Origin of the sequence: Corynebacterium ulcerans (genome assembly GCF_900187135.1) — a bacterium.
GTDB lineage: Bacteria > Actinomycetota > Actinomycetes > Mycobacteriales > Mycobacteriaceae > Corynebacterium > Corynebacterium ulcerans.
In genome coordinates, this window is record NZ_LT906443.1 from 235,239 (window position 1) to 256,369 (window position 21,131).

Below are 21,131 nucleotides of genomic sequence, written 5' to 3' on the forward strand. Positions count from 1 at the left end.
CATAAAGAAACTGCACCTCCCTGAATGCCATCACTTATGATGGTCAATCCATGAGATGCAGATCAATTAGCTTAGCCTGACCCAAAATTATTTTCGGGCACGTCGCTGGGGACGTGGCGGGGTCACGCCGTCGGCAAGCCTGCGCGTCCATACAAGGAAAGCAGTGTGTGCGTTCATGCGATGTTCAGGGCGGGTGGCTAGTCCCTCAACGCGCCAATCGCGAACAAGAGATTCCCAAGCACGAGGCTCTGTAAAGCATTTTTGCTCCCGGATGCCCTCCATGACCTTCATTAATTGTGGCACTGTTGCCACATAGGTCATGAATACACCGCCAGGGATAAGAAGCTTTGAGGCTGTTTCTAGGCATTCCCAGGGGGCAAGCATATCCAGAATAATGCGGTCAACGGGCCCGCCGAGTTCATCTGTGGTGATACCGCTAAAGTCTCCTAGGCGTGGTTGCCATGTTTCAGGGCGACCACCAAAGAACTCATCGACATTATTTTCTGCATACTCCAGGTGATCTTCGCGGATTTCATAGGAGAAAACCGTGCCCTTTTCCCCTACCGCACGGAGAAGTGCCATAGATAACGCGCCAGAACCCGCGCCTGCTTCCAGTACTCTCGCTCCTGGGAAAATATCGCCTTCGACCAGGATTTGTGCTGAATCTTTGGGATAGATGACGGCAGCGCCACGAGGCATAGACAGCACATGATCCACCATGAGGTGACGGAAGCAAAGATACTCGTATCCTTGTTCTGATTTGACGATACTTCCCTCTTGCGCCCCGATGATGTCATCATGGTTGATAGCGCCTTTATGCGTGAAGTACTTGTCGCCTGCATTAAGAACGATTGTTGCATGCCTGCGCTTGGGGTCGGTGAGCTGGACGCGATCACCAGGTTGGAAGGGTCCGGAGTTTGCCATGAGCGATTAACCTACCAGATAGCTATGCAATGCCCGCATTAGCATATGAATATCAGAGATACTAGCTAGCTCACGAGCAGAATGCATGGAGAGCAATGGAACTCCTACGTCTACGGTTGGGATACCGAGACGAGTTGCCGTAATCGGTCCTATGGTAGAGCCACAGGGAACAGCGTTATTGCCCACAAACACTTGCGACGGAACACCAGCACGCTGGCAAGCCTGAATCCATAAAGCTTCCGTTTCTGTATTAGAGGCGTACCTTTGGTTCGCATTAATTTTTAAGGCCGGTCCTGAACCTAGGACGGGGAAATTGGTAGGGTCGTGACGCTCCGGATAATTGGGATGTATAGAGTGCGCAGCGTCGGCAGAAACACACGTTGATGCAGCAATCATTCGACGGATGCCCTCAATATCCGCCCCCAGAGCCGTTGCGGTGCGATAAATCACGTCTTCCAATATTGGGCCTGCAGCTCCAGTAACAGTCGCGCTGCCAACCTCTTCATGGTCAAAGGCTGCAAGCACGAGGATGTCTGGGCTCCCTTTTTTGCCGACCACTACGTCTTGCGAGGCCTCAACCAAAGCGCAAAGTCCAGGGTAAAGGCTGGAAAGATTATCGAGCCTTCCGCTAGCCAAAAAATCGTTTGTTGCCCCAAAGATTTCGCCCGGCTGGGCATCTGCGGTGATGAGGTCGTGGGAAATAATGTCCTCTGCTTGTACATCGGCAGCGTGCGCCAGTACATCCAGGATGCTGAGATCCGGATGCCCACACGAAAAGACTGGTTGCATATGGCGCTGCTTATCAAGTGTGAGGGCTTTATTGGCGTCCCGGTCTAGGTGAATCGCCAAGCTGGGGATTCTTAAAACTGGTGGGGTGCTTACGAGCCTTGTAGTGCCGTCGCTAAGCCCTAGCTTTCCCGCGAGAACCAACTCACGGTCAAGCCATGAAGCTAGAATCGGGCCGCCGTAGACTTCCATAGCTGCCTGTTGCCAGCCTGCTGACTGAAGATTAGGAGATAATTTGAGCTTAAAACCAGGCGAGTCAGTATGGGCGCCGATAATCCGGAAACCAGATTTTTCAGAAGCACCTTCCGGCACAAACCATGCCATGAGCGCCCCACCGCGAATAAGATAGTGCCCACCAGGTGAGGCGTTCCACTCTTGAGTTTCTTCTACCTCCTCAAAGCCTGCTTCTTTGAGGATTAATGCGCCTTGTTGCGCGGCATGGAAAGAACTCGGAGAATTGGCGATGTAGCTGACAAAATCCCAGGCGAAAGTCTCAACCGCCTGGTGGTCAGTGGTGCTGCTATTACTGCCGGAATCCATCTTTATCTCCTGATTGGTCATGGCTTTTACCTTAGCGATACTGATTGTCTTGCGGCGTGACAGGTGAAGCCTCGCCACTTTTGGTTCAATGTGGTTTTCCGCTTATCGTGGTGGAGCAAGTAGTACTTTTCACGTTCAAAAGATTGCTGGTTCTGTGACTAATCCTAACAACGCGGTTTCCGAGACATCCTTTCTAGGCACCACTCCGGAAGTAAACGGTACGAGTGTCGGTGAGACACAGCCTCAACGCCCAAAAGGCCTAGCGTTATCCCCGTCGCGTGCCAATGACTATCAACAATGCCCGTTGCTCTATCGTTTTCGAGCTATTGATAAGTTGCCCGAACCAAAGACTGTTGCGCAGGTTAAAGGGACTCTGGTCCACGCGGTGTTGGAAGAGATGCATGCATGGCCTCGTGAGCAGCGGCTCTACCCTGCTGCCGTAAAACGTCTGAAGCCACAGTGGGCAAGAATGTGCGATGAAGACGATGAGCTTAAAGAACTTGTTCCAGAGCATAAGACTCACGATTTCCTGGTGGAATGTCGCACGCTTCTTCGAGGCTACTTTGAAATGGAAAACCCTCAGGGCTTTGATGCCCACGAATGTGAGATGTATATATCTGCTGAGTTGCCTAACGGTGTTCCTGTACGTGGCTTTATAGACCGTGTGGACATAGCCCCTACTGGCGAAGTCCGGGTGGTTGATTATAAGACCGGCAAAAAACCGATACCACGTTTTAGCCAACAAGCTATCTTTCAAATGCGGTTCTACGCCTTGGTGTATTGGCGGCTTTACGGAAAAATCCCAGATCAGCTCCGTTTGATGTATCTCAAAGTCACCGATTCAATGTTTCTTACGCCTTCCAAAGAGGAGCTGGAGTACTTTGAGCGAGATCTTGGCGACCTATGGCAAAAAATACTTGGCGACGCAGCGACAGGGGTTTTCCGCCCTAAGACGTCAAAGTTGTGCGGCTGGTGTTCCCATCAGTCACTCTGCCCCGCTTTTGGTGGTACGCCACCTGAATACCCAGGATGCCCTTCTATTTAAGCGTAAGTCTGTGCGTATCAGCCAAAAGGTTGATATGTCAGCCTAACCAAGCTAGTGGACATGCCAAAGTTCGACCTAAGCTAAACAAGACTGCTGTTTTCGCATTTTCTTGGGCTCTAAGCTCTTTGATCAATAGTGGGCAAAAGGTATCCACCTTCCGCATTATTGATGAACCTAGGAACAGGAAAGCAGCCCTTATTTACCAGAAATAGTCTGAAAGGTCAGCTGATAGTGTTGAGCAAACGAGATACAACGCCTCGGCACCCAGGTGAGATCCTTGATGCGGATTACCTTAAACCCCGGAAGCTCTCGCACTATGACCTGGCAAAGTCACTGCACATTACAGAGACTATGGCGAATCGTTTTATCGCTGGACACATTCCAGTAAACGATGTGATCGCCTTTGGTCTTGGACACCTTTTCCATGAATCGCCAGAGTTGTGGGTGCGTAGGCAAGAAGACTGGGACTTAGCTCAAGCTGCTGAAAGTGACTCCGATTAGCCACGGCGTTTGATTGCTTTCTGTGAGGCGTACAACGCCGTGGCTTTTTACCGTAGTTAGAACAAGCCGTGGATGTTTCCGTTTTCTACGGTGATCTTCTCGGCTGCTGGACGCTTGGGCAAGCCTGGCATCGTCATGACGTCACCAGTGAGTGCCAGGATGAACCCAGCACCAATCCGAGGCAGCAAGCTTCTCACGTGCAGTATGTGCCCTTCGGGACGGCCTAGCTCTGCGGGGTCATCACTAAAGGAATACTGGGTTTTTGATATGCACACGGGAAGCGTATCCCAGCCGTTGTCCTTGAGATAGTCAAGGTCTCGCTGTGCTTCTTTACTCAACATGACCTCTTTAGCGCCATAGACTTTTGTAGCGATAGTCTCTAAAGAAGCCTCCAGTCCTTGGCTTGGGTCATAGAGCGGTTCAGAAGATTGTCCCAGCATGTCGGCCACCGCATCGGCGAGCTCAAGAGCCCCTTCCCCTCCCTTAGCCCAGACCTGCACCGGAATCAATCGCACCCCAAAGCCAGCCGCCCAATCTTCCATATACTTCTGCTCTGCGGCGGTATCAGAGGTAAACATGTTGAGCGCTACAACAGGCTCCACGCCAAAGTTTCTAATGTTTTCTACGTGCCGCTCAAGGTTGACTATTCCCTGCTTGAGAGCGTCAAGGTTCTCTGAAGTGAGCTGGTCTTTGGCAACGCCACCGTTATATTTCAAAGATCGGATAGTAGCAACGATGACTACAGCTGAAGCCGAGAGCTCTCCTGCTCGCATCTTGATATCAAAGAACTTTTCTGCACCAAGATCGGACCCAAAACCGGCCTCCGTAAGAACGACATCACCATAATGCAAAGCAGTCTTGGTTGCGATAAGAGAGTTACAGCCGTGAGCAATGTTGGCAAAAGGCCCGCCATGGCAAAAAGCGGGGGTTCCGCCAAGGGTTTGAACGAGGTTGGGGTTAATCGCATCGCGCAGCAAAGCCGTCATTGCGCCCTGTGCGTTCAGCTCTTTTACAGTGATCGGTTTACCATCAAAGCTCTGTCCGATCACGATACGAGAGATCCGCTTTTCCAAGTCCGATAAGTCGGTGGACAAGCATAGAATCGCCATGATTTCGCTTGCGGCTGTAATAGTAAAACCGGTCTGGGTAGGAGTGCCATGCGGCTTTCCACCCAGACCGGTGACAACGTTGCGTAGCGAGCGATCGTTAACGTCCAAGCAGCGCTGCCACGTAATACGTCGTGCGTCGATACCTAGCTCGTTACCCTGCTGAATATGATTATCGATCATTGCTGCAAGGGTGTTATTCGCGGACGTAATCGCGTGGAAATCACCCGTAAAATGAAGGTTAATGTCCTCCATGGGCACGATCTGAGAATATCCACCTCCAGCAGCACCACCTTTGATCCCCATGACTGGGCCGAGGGAAGGCTCCCGGATAGCAACAATGGCGTTGTGTCCGCGCAACCGCATCGCATCGGAGAGGCCGATCAAGACAGTGGATTTACCTTCTCCTGCAGGGGTTGGGGACATACCAGTTACTAGCACGAGCTTGCCATCTGGTTGGAGTTCTTCTGCAGTGATATCAACTTTGGCTTTTGTTTTGCCGTAAGGAATGAGAGCTTCTGTGCTGATTCCAGCACGCGTTGCAATGTCAACGATGGGCTCCAGAGTGTGAGCCTGGGCGATCTGGACGTCTGAGGGCATGGTCGGGTAAACACTCCTGTTTCAGGGTCGGTGACGTAGCTCAAGAGTAACCGAAAGACCCCGCTCCACGGTACGCGGGGCGGGGTCTGGGCTAAGCGATTGTTAAATGCTTAGTCGGGGGCTACTAATCATCGTAAAGTTTACCAGTAAACTTTGGATTCATGAGGTTTTCTGGGGAAAGAACTTTGTCCAGTTCCTCAGCACTCATCAGATTGTGCTCAAGAACGAGCTCACGAACTGAACGACCAGAGGTTGCGGCTTCTTTACCGATAATGTCGCCATTATGGTGTCCAATGATCGTATTCAGGTAGGTGATGATGCCAATAGAGTTATCTACGTAACCCTGGCAAACCTCGGGGTTAGCGGTAATTCCGTCGATGCACTTCTCACGAAGGGTGTCCGCTGCATTTCCTAGGAGCTGGATCGACTCGAACATGGCCGAAGCAATGACTGGCTCCATGACGTTAAGCTGCAGCTGCCCAGCTTCCGCACCCATGAGGACCGTGACGTCGTTGCCAAACACCTTGAAGCACACCTGGTTAACAACCTCGGGGATAACTGGGTTGACCTTGGCCGGCATGATGGATGAGCCAGCAGCGCGCTCAGGAAGGTTAATCTCATGGATACCTGCACGCGGGCCCGAAGATAGTAGACGAAGATCGTTACAGATCTTAGAAATCTTCATAGCAGCGCGTTTGACCGCGGAGTGAACTAGGACGTAATCGCCGGTGTCGCTCGTTGCCTCGATGAGGTCGAGTGCAGAGACAATTTCCAGACCAGTTACCTCTGCTAGCGCCTTAGCCGCAGCCTCGGTGAATCCCTCTGGGGTATTGAGGGCGGTACCAATAGCGGTAGCACCTAGGTTAACGCCAAGCATGGACTCGGATGCGGTCTTGAGCGCTGCTTGCTCTTCTGCGAGGTTATTGGCAAAGGCATGGAACTCAGCACCTAGGGTCATCGGAACGGCGTCCTGCAGCTGGGTACGGCCCATCTTGAGGATGCCGGAGAATTCCTCGCCTTTAGCGTCGAAAGCTGCGCGGAGCTCGTCCAGCTTATGGATGAGCGTTTGCATGCAGTAGTAGACGCCGAGACGGAAGCCCGTCGGATAGGCATCGTTTGTGGACTGAGACATGTTGACGTCGTCGTTAGGATTGATGACGCTGTACTCGCCTTTTTCGTGTCCCAAGCGCTCTAGCGCAAGGTTGGCCACAACCTCGTTGGTGTTCATGTTTACTGACGTACCAGCGCCGCCTTGGAAGACGTCGATTGGGAACTGGTCCATGCAGCGGCCTTCATCAATGATCTGATCGCAGGCCCATACAATGGCATCTTTCTTCACGCCTTGAAGCGCGCGCACGCGGTGATTAGCCAGCGCTGTGGCTTTCTTCACCTGGACCATTCCTCGGATGAACTCAGGAATCTCATTGATAGTTTTTCCGGAGATCTGATAATTGTTGATCGCGCGTAGGGTATGCACGCCGTAGTAGAGGTCGTTGGGGACCTCCATTTCACCGAGTAGGTCAACCTCAATGCGGCTGTTCTTGCTCTCTGCCATTGATACCTCTCTTAGGTTCAGGGCTTATTTCTGACTCCCCAAGGGTACGTCACAGAACCATTATTTTTCTGCTTGAAGCAGGCTAAAAACATGCCCCCTACCTGCTATTAGGTAGATATTAAAGGCGTTTATCCATGTCAGAACGATATTGTTCAAACAGACAATCTAATGGAAATCAATGTGGTATTGCTCACCACTTATCAACCCCCTAAAACTACCCCCTATTATGTACCCCCGTTTAAGGAGCTTTGCCCCTCTATGGGGCGATTAGATTGCGCCCACATGGCTTTAATTTTATAAAAATTCCCTAAGGCCAGTGCTCTGTTACACACTGGCCTTAGGGAATTTTCCTTTATAGCTTTTCGACGTCCACCGTTAAGTGACTAAGCCGAAATGGCAGGGGTTAAAGAATAACGCTGCCAAAGAGGAAGCCTAAGGCGACTGCAATAGCGATGCCCACGGTTCCCGGGATCAGGAATGGATGGTTGAACACGGCCTTGCCAATTCGCGTTGATCCGGTGTCGTCCATCTCCACAGCTGCAAGGAGCGTGGGGTACGTGGGAAGAACGAACAATGCAGAGACGGCTGCAAAGGATGCCACGGCTGTCAGCGGCGATACTCCGATGGCCAGCGCTGCTGGAATAAGGGCCTTTGCCGTAGCTGCCTGAGAATAAAGGAGAGCTGCAGCAGCAAAGAGGACCACTGCGAGCATCCATGGAGAGCTTTCCAGGATATCGCCGGAGAATCCCTTGATGTCATCGATGTAGTGGTTGATAAGAGTGGTACCTAGCCAGGCCACACCTAGTACGCACACGCATGCGGACATGCCAGAACGGAATACCTGCGTGTTGAGGATATCCCCTGCTGGAATTTTACACAGGATGACAGTGATGGTCGCCGCAGTGAGCATCATGGCCATGATTGCTTCATTGCGAGGAAGCGAAGGATCGGAGATGAGACCGACCTGATCGGAAATGAGGGTCGCGTACACCATCACGGCAAGAATGGCGATAAGGAAAATCCATACAGAAAGCTTTGCAGCCTTAGTCGGGATGTACTTCTCTTTCTGACCTGGTGCAGCAACAAGACCTTCGGCTAGACGCTGCTGATATACCGGATCATCTTCTAGGTTCTTGCCCAGACGATTACAAAGCCAAGCGGTTGGGAAGATGGCCAAGAACGTTGAAGGAATAACCACAGCAAGCAGGGAGAGATAACCCACGCCAAGCGGTTCAAGCGCAGTGGCCAAGAAGACTACAGCGGCGGAAATTGGGGAGGCAGTAATGGCCATCTGGGAAGCTGGCACTGCTATCGACAGTGGACGCGAGGGACGTACACCGGATTCTTTGGAGACCTCGACGATGACGGGGAGCGTCGAAAAGGCGGTATGGCCGGTGCCTGCAAAGAGGGTCATTAAGTAGGTGACTACCGGAGCCACATATGTGATGTGCTTGGGATTTTTCCGAAGCATTCTCTCTGCAAGATGCACGAGGTAATCCATGCCGCCGGCGCGCTGCATTGCAGAAATAGCTGCGATAACAGCCATGATGATGCCGATGACGTCGAAGGGGATGTCTTCACGAGTAACAGGTACGCCTGTTGCTCCTAGGAGAAGAACGCCAAGGCCGCCTGCGAATCCAATCGCAATAGAACCGAGGCGCGCGCCGAGAACAATCGCGGCGAGAACGATGATGATGTGGACAAAAACCACTTTTACTCCTGGCCTTTAATAAGGACGTCTGCTTGAAGCAGATGCGGGCGGTTTAAACCGTAGAACAAAACCGGGTTGTCAATGATCGCGATCACTGTCATCTGACGCCATCATTTCCAATCACTTTTATTATCGTGCCCTACCCCCTCAGTAAGGAGCAACCTGTAGGTTGTTAGGTAGCCGCCTTCCACATGCATAAGCGATATAAATGGAGGGAAACCTCTCCACCTTAAAGCCAAGGTCAAACTTAATCCAGTAAGAAATATTTTCTGTGTATGAAAGATTGATCACAATGTCAGACGTCTGAATTTTATGCAGGACTCAGGTCAAATTCTTATGGCAGGACACTTTTAGGTTCAGTCTTTGGGAAGAAAAAGATAAGGGCTTTCTTTTCAATCTTCAGATAAGAAAGCCCAAGAAAACCAGTGTGTGTCAAATACGCGCGATCCGGATTTCTGATGCCAGGATAGCCTGAGCCCCCAGGGAGGCTAGTTGATCCATGATGTGGTTGGCCTGGACACGTGGCACCATCGCGCGTACGGCTACCCAATTATCACGAGCAAGAGGTGAAACGGTGGGGCCTGAGATTCCTGGCGTGGTTTTCTTCGCCTCTTCCAACCGGTCACGATCGATGTTGTAATCGAGCATGAGATAATTCTGCGCGTGGAGAATTCCTTCTATTCTTCGCAGGAATATTCGCTGTTCTTCATCCATTGCGTTGCCTTTTCGGCCCACAACCACAGCCTCAGATTCGCACAACGGCTGGCCAAAAGTGGTAAGCCCCTGCTTGCGTAGCGTACGACCTGTAGAAACCACGTCAGCGATCACATCGGCTACACCAAGTTTGATGGAAATCTCAACGGCTCCGTCAAGTCGTATGACGGAAGCATCGATGCCTCGGCTCGCAAGATCATCACGAACGAGGTTGGGATAGGACGTTGCGATCCTCTTCCCTGCTAAGTCGTGTGGTTCCCATGCTTCTCCTGCAGGAGCAGCATATCTAAATGTGGAATAACCAAAGCCAAGTTGCATGACTTCTGAGACCTCTGCGCGAGAATCTAATGCAAGGTCACGGCCAGTAATTCCTAAATCGAGTTGTCCTCCGGCTACGTAGATTGCAATGTCCTTTGGCCGGAGAAAAAAGAATTCAACGTCATTATTTTTGTCATAAACATTGAGAGTTTTTGACTCCCCGCGCCCCGCATAACCGGCCTCTTTAAGTATCTCCACGGCGGCTTCGGAAAGTGATCCCTTGTTGGGAATGGCTATTTTAAGCATGTCTGGCTCCCAGTCTCACAGAAACTTATAAACGTCTTCGGGAGTCAAACCCCGTTTAACCATGATTACTTGGGCCCAATACAGCAGCTGCGAGATTTCTTCTGCTAATTCGTCATCGGATTGATACTCTGCAGCGAGCCATACTTCTCCGGCTTCCTCAATGACTTTTTTGCCAAGGGTATGCACTCCCGAATCGAGGGCGTGGACAGTTCCAGAATTCTCTGGACGGGTGCGGGCGCGATCAAGGAGTTCTGCATACAAAGAGTCGAAGTTTTTCACGCAGTAATTGTGACATATTTTCCGTTAACTACGTGGAAAGTTTGTTGAACCATCCCTCAATAGTGTTTAGCGTGACACCAGAAAAATCAGTAGAACCGTGAATGTCGGTCATAAGTGTTACCCCTTGGGGGATGCGCATGCCGTCTTGCTCAGGTACACCGATCACTATGCATCCTGCTGCAAGCGCAGAAAGCATACCGTTGTAGGAATCCTCAAAAGCAATGCAGTTATGTGGCTGAGCTTTTAACCGGCGCGCCGCCTCACAGTAGATATCAGGTGCCGGTTTGGGGTTAGCCACTTCATCCCCGCATACTGTGGTGTCAAAATAAGATTCGCCGATGGCGCGAATAGAGTGCTGTGCTACTCGACGCACAGTATTGGTAGCAATAGCCATAGGAAGCCCAGCGTGACCTGCAGAGCTGAGCAAATTGGAAAGACCAGGCTTGAGCGTTAGTTCCGTTGCAAATAAATCCGATACCTGGGAGAAAAGACGATTTTCCCAGAACTCTCGACTATTTGCATCAAGTGTGAGACCGGCATTATTCGCGCACAACTGTAGCGTGAAATCAAAACTTGCGCCTACGGTTTGCCGTTGTTGATCGGCGGTAAGTCGTTTCCCCATCTCTTCGCTCATAGCAAACGTGGCTTCCGCCCAGATGCCTTCGGAATCGACTAAGGTTCCATCCATATCCCACAAAATTGCTTCGAGCATGCGCACTAGTCTAGCTGGCAGGGCGCTGGTTACGTCGATAAGCTGTGCGCTCTTACTACGCGCGCCCTCCTCGTAGACGTTTTATTAGCTAGACGTTAAAGTACTTCGCCTCCGGATGATAAAGCACAAATGCATCTGTTGATTGCTCTGGATGGAGTTGGAGTTCCTCGGATAGTTCAACGCCAATGCGTTGTGCATCCAGCAGCTCAACCAGAGTTTTTCGATCCTCCAGGTTGGGACAAGAACCGTAGCCAAAGGAATACCGAGCCCCCAGATAATCTAGGTCAAAAAAGCGCTGAAGATTTTTTGCATCTTTGTCTCCTGCGGAAGAGCCGTCGCTCAACGTTAGCTCGCTCCGCACACGCGCATGCCAATACTCTGCCATGGCTTCAGTGAGCTGCACGCCGACTCCATGTACTTCTAGGTAGTCGCGATAGTTATCTGCCGCGAAAAGTTCATTGGCAAAGTCGGCGATGGGCTGCCCCATAGTTACGAGCTGAAGTGGGAACACATCGACAGTTCCTTGTTCAAGGCAGCGAGTACGTGACTGAATGAAGTCGGCGATGCATAGAAATTTACTGCGTTGCTGTCGTGGAAACGTAAAACGAGCGATTTCGGCAGCGCTGGGGTCGGGTGACTCCAACAATATGACGTCATCGCCCTCAGACACTGCAGGAAAATAACCGTAGATTACAGCTGCATGGTCCAAGATTTTTTCGGCCTTAAGCCGGTCAATCCAGTAGCGCAACCGCGGTCGCCCCTCAGTCTCCACGAGCTCTTCATAGGATGGGCCTGCTGCGCCACGAGTAGCTTTAAGCCCCCATCGTCCCATGAACAAGGCGCGTTCATCGAGTAACGGCAGGTACTCGGACAAATTCAGGCCTTTGACAATCCGTGTGCCCCAGAAAGGCGGAGTGGCAAGAGGTGAAGTTTCCGATACTTGAGACCTGGTGGGAACTACTACCGGTTCAGCCTTAGCTTTGCGCTCAGCGGCTATGTTCTTGGAACGTTCTTTACGCGCCTTACGCTCTGCTTTCTTCTGGGCAGCCTTAATTGCGTCAGGCGAATTGGGATCGAGTCCTTCTCCCCTAATGCGTGCCATAAATTCCTGCATCAAGCGAAGTGATTCAAACGCATCTTTGGCGTAATAAACGTTGCCGTCATATACCTCGGTGAGATCATCTTCCACGTATGCACGGGTCAGCGCAGCACCACCTAAGATAACGGGAAAATGGGAAGCCTCTGCAGCGTTCATTTCCTGCAGATTTTCTTTCATGATCACGGTAGATTTGACCAGCAAGCCCGACATCCCAATAGCGTCGGCATTATGCTCCTTAGCAGCATCTAGAATATTGGAAATAGGCTGCTTGATGCCGATATTGATTACGTTAAAGCCGTTGTTAGAAAGAATGATGTCGACGAGGTTTTTGCCTATGTCATGAACATCTCCTTTCACCGTAGCGATGACAATCGTTCCATTCCCACCCGTGTCGTCTTCGACCTCCATAAACTGCTCAAGATAGGCAACGGCGTGCTTCATCGTCTCAGCAGATTGGAGCACAAAAGGAAGCTGCATCTGCCCAGAGCCGAAAAGCTCTCCCACAGTTTTCATTCCCTCAAGCAGGTCTTCATTGATAATCCGCAGCGGCTCTTTTTCTGCCATAGCCTGATCGAGGTCGGCCTCAATACCTGTTTTCTCGCCATCAATGACCCGCTGTGCGATACGTTCAAAGAGGGGCATTGCGGCTAAAGCCTCAGCGCGAGCATCCTTTGCACTGCTGGCGGATACGCCCTCGAAGAGCTGCATAAAAGTTTGCAGAGGATCGTAATCCGCGGTACGCCTGTCATAAACCATGTCCAGAGCCACACGACGCTGCTCCTCATCTATCTTGTTCATCGGCAGAATCTTGGAGCTGTGCGCAATAGCCGAATCGAGACCAACACCGATGCATTCGTTGAGGAAAACTGAATTAAGGACTTGCCGGGCCGCGGGGTTCAAGCCAAATGAGATATTAGAGAGCCCTAGCGTCGTGTGGATACGCGGATAACGCTTCTTTAGCTCTCGAATCGCCTCAATGGTCTCAATACCATCCCGACGAGTTTCTTCTTGCCCGGTAGAAATAGGAAAAGTGAGGCAATCGACGATGATGTCATCTTCTTTGAGCCCCCAGGTCTGAGTTATATCCGTAATGAGGCGTTCTGCGATGGCAAGCTTTTGAGCAGCTGTACGCGCCTGGCCTTCCTCGTCGATCGTAAGCGCTACTACCGCAGCCCCGTGTTGCTTAACCAAGCGCATAATCCGCTGATACCTGGAGTCGGGGCCATCACCGTCTTCAAAGTTAACCGAGTTCACAGCACAGCGACCACCCAAGTGCTCAAGACCGACTTGAATAACACCAGGCTCTGTTGAGTCAATCATGATCGGCAGCGTCGAACTTGTGGAGAGCAACGACGCTAGCTGGGCCATATCTTGCCGCCCATCGCGGCCTACGTAGTCCACGCATAGGTCGAGCATGTGCGCACCATCGCGTGTCTGCTGCTTGGCAATATCAACGCAGGTCTCCCAATCCGCTGCCAACATCGCTTCACGGAATGCTTTAGAACCATTCGCGTTGGTGCGTTCTCCGATCATCGTGATGCCAGTATCTTGAGTAAGGTTCACGCTGGTGTAGAGAGAAGATACGGCATCCCCCACCACTGGGTTTCGCTGTGCTTGCTGAGCTGCAGGGACGTTAGCCGTTCCAACAATAGCGTCCCGAACCGCTGAGATATGGGACGGCGTGGTACCGCAACACCCTCCAACCATGCTGAGCCCATAATCGTTAACAAAACCTTTGAGCGCCGCTGCCAACTCCCGAGCAGAAAGTGGATATTCGGCACCATTTTTGCCGAGCACAGGCAAGCCTGCATTGGGCATCACAGAGATCGGAATGCTTGCATTGCGAGAAAGGAAGCGAAGATGCTCACTCATCTCGTCGGGCCCAGTCGCACAGTTGAGACCGATCATGTCTATCCCCAGTGGTTCAAGAGCAGTGAGCGCAGCCCCAATTTCGGAACCTAAAAGCATGGTCCCTGTGGTCTCTACTGTTACATGACACACAATAGGGATCTTGATCCCTATTTTTTCAAATGCCTGCTGGCAGCCATGAATAGCAGCTTTAACCTGAAGCAGATCCTGGGCAGTTTCAACCAGAATGGCGTCGGCACCACCTTCAACCATCCCTATAGCGGCTTCGGCATAGTACTCGCGCAGCTCTTCAAAAGGCGCATGACCAAGGGACGGAAGTTTGGTTCCGGGCCCCATAGAGCCAAGGACAAAACGACGAAGGCCATCGCGGCCGGGGCCGAGTTCGTCGGCAACAGCGCGAGCTATTCGAACGCCCTCATAAGCAAGCTCACGGCACCTCTCTGCGATCCCGTAATCGGCAAGGTTGGGAAGGTTGCAGCCAAAGGTATTTGTTTCAACGAGATCAGCGCCAGCTTCAAAATATGAACGATGGATCCGAGCTACGACATCTGGACGCGTAACATTAAGAATCTCATTGCAACCTTCCAGACCAAGGAAGTCTTTATCCACATCGAGGTCAAATACTTGTAGCTGTGTTCCCATGGCTCCATCACCGATGAGAACGCGGTCTTTCATTGCGTCAAGAAAATCTGTGCGGAAAGGTATAGTTGCTGTAGTCATTGAGTAGACAGCTTAGTACGTATTATGTGAACTGAGTCAATATTTTATAGCGAGATGATGCTTTATATTCATCAAGAGACTCCGGATCGCATACTCAATCAGCTAATCTTCATCTTCCAACGCGATAGCTTCTTCATAGGTGGGTAAATCTGCTATTTCTTCGGCGGTTAATCCTATGTCCTCTGCGGCTTTTTCAATGATGTGCTGGAGGTCGGCATATTCTTCTGTCTCTATGACGGCATATCCGTATGCGTGATTGACTGCATCAATATCGCTAAACAACACACCGACCCGCGCCACAAAGTCTAAGTGAGCAAGGGATGCAATCTGATCTTTAGAACGACTATTACTATGCCGAGCCATCGGGATAAGTGATTGGGCAAAATCTTGAAAAAACGCATCAATCTCAGATACTGCGCTTACCTCAAATGGCGGTTCCCACCACTCTAATTCGTCTTTTTGAAGGTAGCTTCCGGTGGCAAAAGCACGGAGATCTGAAATAAATTCAGCAATACTATCCTCGCACTGAAATCGAGATGTCATTCTTCCTCATCGTCTTAGCCGATATATGTTTGTTTTTGCTGTTTAAAGCAGTTCGGAGCAAGGACTAGATTTTCACGCCTAAAAGAGCGTCTAAGGCACATGCCACCAGATCGCCGGCTGCAGTTCTTCCATGAGAAGATTCGTTCTTGTCTGTTGTTCCTACTGTGTTTGCCCATGTATCTACGGCCTCAAGCACCTTCGGGGTATCAAGGTCTTGGGACAGGCGGATCCTGATGTTGTGTACGAGATCTTGGACCGCTTCCAGATCTGTTGCTGCATTTGCGGCATTAATCCATAGTTCTCTGCGCTTTTCTGCGTCAGAAAGAATCTCATCAGACCATTCACGCGGAGCCCGATAGTGGCCAGAGTACAGACCAAGGCGGATAGCAGAAGGATGATGCCCATCGGCTGTGAGCTGAGATACAAAGACTAGATTGCCTAAAGACTTGCTCATTTTAGTGCCGTCCAAGGCGATCATTCCGGTATGCACGTAGTGGTTAGCCATCCTGTGCACATGATGGGTTGCTTCCGCGTGTGCAGCAGAAAACTCATGATGCGGAAAGATCAGATCGGAACCTCCGCCCTGGATAGCAAAATGATGCCCAAGCCTATTGGTAGCGATCGCAGAGCACTCGATATGCCATCCAGGACGTCCTGCACCAAAAGGAGCCTCCCAGGAAGGCTCACCTTCACGTGCAGATCGCCAGATTAATGCATCGAGGGGATCTTTTTTCCCCGGGCGCTCAGGATCGCCGCCCCTTTCTGCAAAGAATTCCTCCATGAGGGCACGCGAATAATTAGATTCATACCCAAAATGGTTCGTCGCAGAGATCGAGGCATAGATATCGCGGTATTGATCGACCTCAACGATGTAAGCGGAACCGTTGTTCAACAGAGTCTGGACCATCTCGATGACTTCATCGATTGATTCCATCGCTCCCACGTAGTCACGGGGTGGAACCACGGATAAGGCTTCCATGTCTGAGCGAAAAAGGTTTATCTGGTCAGTGCCCAGTTCTTGCCAGCTCACACCGTCGCGTTCCGCACGTTCGAAAAGCGGGTCGTCCACATCCGTAATATTTTGCACAAAATGGACGGTGTGGCCGGCGTCGATAAGCTGCCGGTTAATGAGATCAAACGCGAGGTATGTCGCTGCATGCCCTAGGTGCGTGGAGTCATAAGGAGTAATGCCACACACATACACACCGACTTCCCCATTACTGCAGTCCACCGGCTTAATCACGCGGTCAGCTGTGTCGTACAGGGAAAGCGCTACTTTTTCTCCCGGTACAGCTGGGATTTTTGGTGCGGGCCATGATTTCATGGCAACCAGAATAACCGCTATCACTGCTCTTGACCGAACTCAATGCGGCCCAGAGCACTCCTTAACGTAGAAAACGTGCCTGTTGCGAGCAGGCACGTGATCTTTCAATGCTGTTTAAGCAGCAAGAACTCCAGTAGCAAGCAGTCCCATGACTAGCAATCCAACGGGGATACGGTACACCGCGAACCAGCTAAATGAGTGGTTACCCACGAACTTAAGCAGCCACGCGATGGATGCATACCCCAGCACAAAAGCAATGCCCGTTCCCACCAGTAGCTGCATTCCCGATGCGGCTTGGCCGGCATCAGGGGCAAAGGCGTCGGGAAGCGAAAACAGCCCGGAACCCAATACCGCAGGAATTGCCAACAAGAAGCTAAAGCGCGTAGCAACCTCGCGGTCGAGCCCTACAAAGAGACCAGCAGAGACCGTTCCACCAGAGCGGGAGACTCCTGGAATCAATGCGAGACACTGCGCAAGGCCCATGATTATGGCGTCTTTCATCGTCAATTCTTCAAAGTTACGTTTCTTCGATCCGAATTTTTCGGCAGCGATGAAGACGAATGAAAAGAGAATGAGCACCGTTGCTGTGATCCACAGATTACGAAATGCGTCACGGATGAGATCTTTAGCCAAAACACCAATGATGACCACGGGAAGAGTTCCTACGATCACCATCCACCCCATGCGGTAGTCAAAACCGCGTGCATCCTTATTGAATAAGCCTCGGAACCAACCAGCGACAATCTTTGCAATGTCCTTAGCAAAGTACACCAGCACTGCAAGTTCTGTTCCGAGTTGGACTACTGCTGTAAAGCTTGCCCCAGCATCCTCCCCCCAAAAAAGTTGGGAGATAATTCGCAGATGGCCAGAAGAGCTGATCGGCAAGAACTCAGTAAGCCCCTGCACAATCGATAAAACAATGGTTTGCGCCCAAGATATTTGATCTGCAGAAGCTGCAGAAACCGTCGACACGCTGTCGGCAAGGATGATCGATTCAGTCACAAAGAATCACCGTACTCTACTGTGGAGATGGTGAGAGAAGCAACAGTCGGTTCAAGCGGGTTAAGAGTGTCTACTTTAGGGCTCGGTACAACAACATGGGGACGTAGCACTCCCGAATCGGAGGCTACGGAGATACTCAAAGTTTTCCGCAACGCAGGTGGGACGCTTATCGACGTCTCCCCCAGCGCTGTTGACATCATTGCGCGTCAGCTCGTCACCGACCGCCATGAGTTTGTTGTCTCTGTAAGCAGCGGCGTAAATCCTGCGGCGCCTTTTGGACAACGAGTAGATTGCTCACGACGTAATCTATTGCACCAATTGGACACCACCTTGCAGCGCTTAAACACGGATTATATAGATCTATGGAATGTGGGCTATTGGGATCCGCATACCCCACCAGATGAAGTCGCCGACACCCTTGCGCATATGATCCAAGTGGGTAAAGTGCGTTATGCGGGCGTGCGTGGCTACAACGGTTGGCAGCTTGCTGTAACACGTCACCGCGATATCATTTCTGCGCAGGCTCCTTATAACTTATTGCAGCGTTCTATTGAGACTGACCTACTGCCTGCTGCTCAATATTTGGGTGTTGGAGTTATAGCCGGCGCACCTTTAGCTCAGGGAGTACTCAGCGGTCAGTACCGCAGGAATATTCCTGGTACCTCACGCGCTGCTTCTCCCGAGGTCTATGCAGATGTGCATGGCTTAATCCCCGAAAGCCACGCCGTAGTCGAAGCTTTAAAGACTGCCGCTGAGGGGCTAGGTATCTCCACGGCTATCACGGCAGCCTCGTGGGTCCTTAGTCAACCGGGTATTAGCGCTATGATTGCGACTCCTCGCACAACGCATCATTGCCGAGAACTCATTACGAGCGCGGACGTAACCATTCCTCGTACAATCTCCAAGGCTTTTGACGATGTAACCCTCTAATCGAGTCATCGTACCTGTCCTCGTACCTGGCTGAATATGCGCTTTTCTCACTCAAGCACAAAACAGGGGCAAAGATGCGGGGTCATATGGCGTTATCAGGAGCTACATGCTGGTAGGGTCATTCTGTGTGAGAAACGCACAGAGCACGTCGGGAGTCCAAAGAACTGCGATCGCGGGGCTGCTCGCACTATCTTTAAGCCTTGTTGCTTGTACGAAAGAAAATGGTCCTAATCCACAAGATTCCGGGGTACAAGGAAATGCGACGGCACAAAAGTCACCGGCTTCTTCCTCGCCGTCAGGACAGGTTATTCCTTTTGCATCCATCCTAGGGATGCAAAAGGCTGGGGATATCCTTGCTGTGAGAGAAAAAACTGTGCTTCACGTGGGGCCTACCAAAGCTTTTTATGAGGGAACCCAAACAAAGATTGATGTACAAGAAGCCTGCGGTGCGCTCACTGCAACTGCCCAGGAATTTATCCTCCCATGCCCCGATGGAGTGCATGTTGTCCATGCTCGGACTCCTGATACTCATGATGTGGCCACTCAAGAGCCCGCAACAGTCGCGGCTAAAACGACAAGCGGAGAGATCATCGCGGGCGACTCAGATACAGCGAGTTTGAAAGTGTATCGCAGCGATAAAGCCCCCCAGAGCATCAAGACAGAATTCATCACCAACCAGATTGTTGCTATACCTGTGGATGGTCAGCCTGATGCCGTGGCTCGCGTCAACAATGAACATACCATCATTCAGGATATTCACTGGTCAGAAGGTAAAAGTGGTGCTCTGTTGCGTGTCGGACGCGGGGTCGGACAGATTGCTCCCGCTGAACAATCAATTCTCTTAGCGTCCGACACTATTGGCGGCCAGCTGATGGTGTATGGCGCAGAAGAAGTGATCAGACTTCATCAGTCCTCTCCCGTAGGAGTAAGCCCATGGGCGGTAGCTTGGGATAAAAAGAATCAACAGGCGTGGGTGAGCACGACCTCTGATAACAAGCTAACTGCGTATAGCATTTCAAGCGGAACTGCAGAGCCGAAGCGCCATTATTCCTCCGTTGCGGACGTGCATTCGATGGTGGTGCTTGACGACGCCACCGTGATTGCAGGTTCTGCTACCGGTGACGGTCTCCAAATAATTAAACCCTAAGTTTTCATCCCCTCTTGACCAAAAGAAAGCTCATTTGATCCATGTCGATCCCTCAGCATCCACTCCGTACGAAGATGTACAACCTCGCGCTCAAAGGAATGTTTACGATGTCCCCTGAGCGTATCCATGGCATCATCAGCAAGGGAATGAACGTTCTGCAGGTTGCCGGCCCTATCAACACGGCTCTGGGAAAAATTGTGGCCGTTGACGATCCAATATTGTCGCAGGAAGTCTTTGGCACCGTGTTTCCCCGCCCATTAGGTCTTGCTGCGGGCTTTGACAAAGACGGAGATGCCCCCGATGCATGGGCTGCTGTGGGATTTGGATACGCAGAGTTGGGAACTGTGACTGCATCGCCTCAGCCTGGAAACCCTACGCCGCGTCTTTTCCGTCTACCCGCAGACAAAGCCATCCTCAACCGCATGGGTTTTAACAACGCGGGTGCGGCTCAGGTAGCTGGAAATCTACGCCGCCGTACTTCTGAAGACGTTATCGGCATTAATATTGGCAAAACTAAAGTGGTGCCGGCGGAAAAAGCGATAGACGATTACCGCAGATCAGCCGCCTTACTTGGCGATCTCGCAGACTACCTTGTGGTCAATGTGTCATCTCCCAACACACCAGGACTAAGAGACCTACAGGCGGTTGATTCACTGCGCCCTATTTTAAAAGCCGTGCAGGAAACAACGTCTACCCCTGTACTAGTTAAAATTGCCCCGGATCTAGGTGCCGATGATATCGATGCCGTTGCAGACCTTGCTGTTGAACTAGGGCTGGACGGAATCGTAGCAACGAACACCACCATCTCTAGAGAGGGGCTGGTCACCCCAACGCGCACTGTTGAAGATATGGGCGCAGGTGGTATTTCTGGCGCACCTCTGGCAGAACGTTCATTGGACGTGCTTCGACAGCTCTACGCCCGAGTTGGAAAAGACCTAGTCCTTATCGGTGTTGGTGGAATATCGACTCCCCAGCAAGCTTGGGAAAGAATTGCCGCAGGCGCAACCTTATTGCAAGGTTATACGGGACTTATTTACGGTGGCCCTGATTGGATCCGGGATATACATCTTGGGATAGCTGCGCAATTGCGTGCTCATGGACTAAGCAATATTGCTGAAGCCGTAGGTTCAGAGCTTCCATGGACTCTTGACTAAAGAATACTTACCAACCGGCGAGTTATTCATAATCAACAGTAGTAATCATTCCTAGACGGCGGCGTTTTCTTAAACGCCCCGCGATCAAGAGCACAGCACCGGATACTGCAAAAAATAACGCCCCTATGCACAACACCATAGGGCCGTTATTCTCAGTGAAGTCGTGAGCAGTAGCTTTCTTGAACCACCACGCACCAACAAACATAATTCCACTCACAATTTCGCAGAGGATTCCTGCGATTGTCCGCCCTCGCATCAGTCTGACCCTTCGCGTTGTCCGTGGCAATGGTACATGACAGTAAAACA

Annotated in this window: 18 protein-coding genes; 5 read left to right on the top strand and 13 right to left on the bottom strand. The window is 51.2% G+C overall.

The genetic code is table 11. The annotated features are described in order from the left end of the window. Positions 1 to 87: 87 nt before the first annotated feature. Together CKV68_RS01020 and CKV68_RS01025 are read right to left on the bottom strand one after the other, a co-directional pair. A complete protein-coding gene (locus CKV68_RS01020; protein WP_095075432.1) occupies positions 88 to 924 on the bottom strand; it encodes a tRNA (adenine-N1)-methyltransferase in 837 nt (278 codons plus the stop codon). Between the two features lie 6 nt (positions 925 to 930). After that, a complete protein-coding gene (locus CKV68_RS01025) occupies positions 931 to 2,250 on the bottom strand; it encodes a M18 family aminopeptidase (protein ID WP_167376979.1) in 1,320 nt (439 codons plus the stop codon). A 154-nt stretch (positions 2,251 to 2,404) separates the two neighbouring features. Between CKV68_RS01025 and CKV68_RS01030 the strand changes: the two genes are divergently transcribed. Next, positions 2,405 to 3,295 (top strand): RecB family exonuclease, encoded by an 891-nt coding sequence (locus CKV68_RS01030; RefSeq protein ID WP_095075434.1) that lies wholly within the window; start codon positions 2,405 to 2,407, stop codon positions 3,293 to 3,295. Positions 3,296 to 3,526: 231 nt separating this feature from the next. Continuing rightward, positions 3,527 to 3,796, top strand: a complete 270-nt coding sequence (locus CKV68_RS01035; RefSeq protein ID WP_014525756.1) for a HigA family addiction module antitoxin — start codon at positions 3,527 to 3,529, stop codon at positions 3,794 to 3,796. Positions 3,797 to 3,852: 56 nt separating this feature from the next. Here CKV68_RS01035 and CKV68_RS01040 read toward each other — a convergent pair whose 3' ends face one another. The 10 genes from CKV68_RS01040 to CKV68_RS01085 form a co-directional block, all read right to left on the bottom strand. Next, positions 3,853 to 5,502 carry a formate--tetrahydrofolate ligase gene (locus CKV68_RS01040; RefSeq protein WP_013911478.1) on the bottom strand — a complete coding sequence of 550 codons (1,650 nt, stop codon included), beginning with the start codon at positions 5,500 to 5,502 and terminating at the stop codon, positions 3,853 to 3,855. A 124-nt stretch (positions 5,503 to 5,626) separates the two neighbouring features. Beyond that, positions 5,627 to 7,057, bottom strand: coding sequence for an aspartate ammonia-lyase (aspA, locus tag CKV68_RS01045; protein ID WP_013911479.1), 1,431 nt, complete (start codon positions 7,055 to 7,057; stop codon positions 5,627 to 5,629). Between the two features lie 403 nt (positions 7,058 to 7,460). Next, on the bottom strand, positions 7,461 to 8,768 hold the full coding sequence (locus CKV68_RS01050; protein ID WP_013911480.1) for an anaerobic C4-dicarboxylate transporter: 1,308 nt from the start codon (positions 8,766 to 8,768) through the stop codon (positions 7,461 to 7,463). 432 nt (positions 8,769 to 9,200) lie between these two features. Beyond that, positions 9,201 to 10,046, bottom strand: a complete 846-nt coding sequence (gene hisG, locus CKV68_RS01055; protein ID WP_095075435.1) for an ATP phosphoribosyltransferase — start codon at positions 10,044 to 10,046, stop codon at positions 9,201 to 9,203. Positions 10,047 to 10,061: 15 nt separating this feature from the next. Then, positions 10,062 to 10,325 carry a phosphoribosyl-ATP diphosphatase gene (locus CKV68_RS01060; RefSeq protein ID WP_013911482.1) on the bottom strand — a complete coding sequence of 88 codons (264 nt, stop codon included), beginning with the start codon at positions 10,323 to 10,325 and terminating at the stop codon, positions 10,062 to 10,064. 28 nt (positions 10,326 to 10,353) lie between these two features. Next, entirely contained in the window at positions 10,354 to 11,037 is a 684-nt protein-coding gene (locus CKV68_RS01065) for an HAD family hydrolase (protein ID WP_013911483.1), read from the bottom strand. 88 nt (positions 11,038 to 11,125) lie between these two features. Further along, the gene (gene metH, locus CKV68_RS01070; protein WP_095075436.1) at positions 11,126 to 14,725 is read right to left on the bottom strand and encodes a methionine synthase; all 3,600 of its coding nucleotides are present in this window, start codon (positions 14,723 to 14,725) and stop codon (positions 11,126 to 11,128) included. A 102-nt stretch (positions 14,726 to 14,827) separates the two neighbouring features. After that, complete coding sequence (locus CKV68_RS01075) at positions 14,828 to 15,268, bottom strand: hypothetical protein (RefSeq protein ID WP_095075437.1); 441 nt, start codon at positions 15,266 to 15,268, stop codon at positions 14,828 to 14,830. A gap of 64 nt (positions 15,269 to 15,332) precedes the next feature. Beyond that, complete coding sequence (gene mshC, locus CKV68_RS01080) at positions 15,333 to 16,592, bottom strand: cysteine--1-D-myo-inosityl 2-amino-2-deoxy-alpha-D-glucopyranoside ligase (RefSeq protein WP_095076210.1); 1,260 nt, start codon at positions 16,590 to 16,592, stop codon at positions 15,333 to 15,335. 114 nt (positions 16,593 to 16,706) lie between these two features. After that, entirely contained in the window at positions 16,707 to 17,594 is an 888-nt protein-coding gene (locus CKV68_RS01085) for an undecaprenyl-diphosphate phosphatase (RefSeq protein ID WP_014525764.1), read from the bottom strand. A gap of 27 nt (positions 17,595 to 17,621) precedes the next feature. On the opposite strand from CKV68_RS01085, the gene CKV68_RS01090 reads away from it, so the two are divergent. From CKV68_RS01090 to CKV68_RS01100, 3 genes are all read left to right on the top strand, one after another. Beyond that, positions 17,622 to 18,524, top strand: a complete 903-nt coding sequence (locus CKV68_RS01090) for an aldo/keto reductase (protein WP_013911488.1) — start codon at positions 17,622 to 17,624, stop codon at positions 18,522 to 18,524. Between the two features lie 106 nt (positions 18,525 to 18,630). Beyond that, positions 18,631 to 19,671, top strand: coding sequence for a hypothetical protein (locus CKV68_RS01095; protein WP_014525765.1), 1,041 nt, complete (start codon positions 18,631 to 18,633; stop codon positions 19,669 to 19,671). Positions 19,672 to 19,712: 41 nt separating this feature from the next. Next, the gene (locus CKV68_RS01100) at positions 19,713 to 20,825 is read left to right on the top strand and encodes a quinone-dependent dihydroorotate dehydrogenase (RefSeq protein WP_014525766.1); all 1,113 of its coding nucleotides are present in this window, start codon (positions 19,713 to 19,715) and stop codon (positions 20,823 to 20,825) included. A 22-nt stretch (positions 20,826 to 20,847) separates the two neighbouring features. On the opposite strand, the gene CKV68_RS01105 is transcribed toward CKV68_RS01100, so the two are convergent. Beyond that, complete coding sequence (locus CKV68_RS01105) at positions 20,848 to 21,081, bottom strand: hypothetical protein (RefSeq protein ID WP_013911491.1); 234 nt, start codon at positions 21,079 to 21,081, stop codon at positions 20,848 to 20,850. Between the last annotated feature and the right edge of the window lie 50 nt (positions 21,082 to 21,131).

Excerpts from the sequence above, each read along its gene's own strand:
- CKV68_RS01020 (WP_095075432.1), bottom strand. The coding sequence starts at position 924 with ATGGCAAACTCCGGACCCTTCCAACCTGGTGATCGCGTCCAGCTCACC.
- CKV68_RS01025 (WP_167376979.1), bottom strand. The coding sequence starts at position 2,250 with ATGGATTCCGGCAGTAATAGCAGCACCACTGACCACCAGGCGGTTGAG.
- CKV68_RS01040 (WP_013911478.1), bottom strand. The coding sequence starts at position 5,502 with ATGCCCTCAGACGTCCAGATCGCCCAGGCTCACACTCTGGAGCCCATC.
- aspA (WP_013911479.1), bottom strand. The coding sequence starts at position 7,057 with ATGGCAGAGAGCAAGAACAGCCGCATTGAGGTTGACCTACTCGGTGAA.
- hisG (WP_095075435.1), bottom strand. The coding sequence starts at position 10,046 with ATGCTTAAAATAGCCATTCCCAACAAGGGATCACTTTCCGAAGCCGCC.
- CKV68_RS01065 (WP_013911483.1), bottom strand. The coding sequence starts at position 11,037 with ATGCTCGAAGCAATTTTGTGGGATATGGATGGAACCTTAGTCGATTCC.
- metH (WP_095075436.1), bottom strand. The coding sequence starts at position 14,725 with ATGACTACAGCAACTATACCTTTCCGCACAGATTTTCTTGACGCAATG.
- CKV68_RS01075 (WP_095075437.1), bottom strand. The coding sequence starts at position 15,268 with ATGACATCTCGATTTCAGTGCGAGGATAGTATTGCTGAATTTATTTCA.
- mshC (WP_095076210.1), bottom strand. The coding sequence starts at position 16,592 with ATGAAATCATGGCCCGCACCAAAAATCCCAGCTGTACCGGGAGAAAAA.
- CKV68_RS01090 (WP_013911488.1), top strand. The coding sequence starts at position 17,622 with ATGGTGAGAGAAGCAACAGTCGGTTCAAGCGGGTTAAGAGTGTCTACT.
- CKV68_RS01095 (WP_014525765.1), top strand. The coding sequence starts at position 18,631 with ATGCTGGTAGGGTCATTCTGTGTGAGAAACGCACAGAGCACGTCGGGA.
- CKV68_RS01100 (WP_014525766.1), top strand. The coding sequence starts at position 19,713 with ATGTCGATCCCTCAGCATCCACTCCGTACGAAGATGTACAACCTCGCG.
- CKV68_RS01105 (WP_013911491.1), bottom strand. The coding sequence starts at position 21,081 with ATGCGAGGGCGGACAATCGCAGGAATCCTCTGCGAAATTGTGAGTGGA.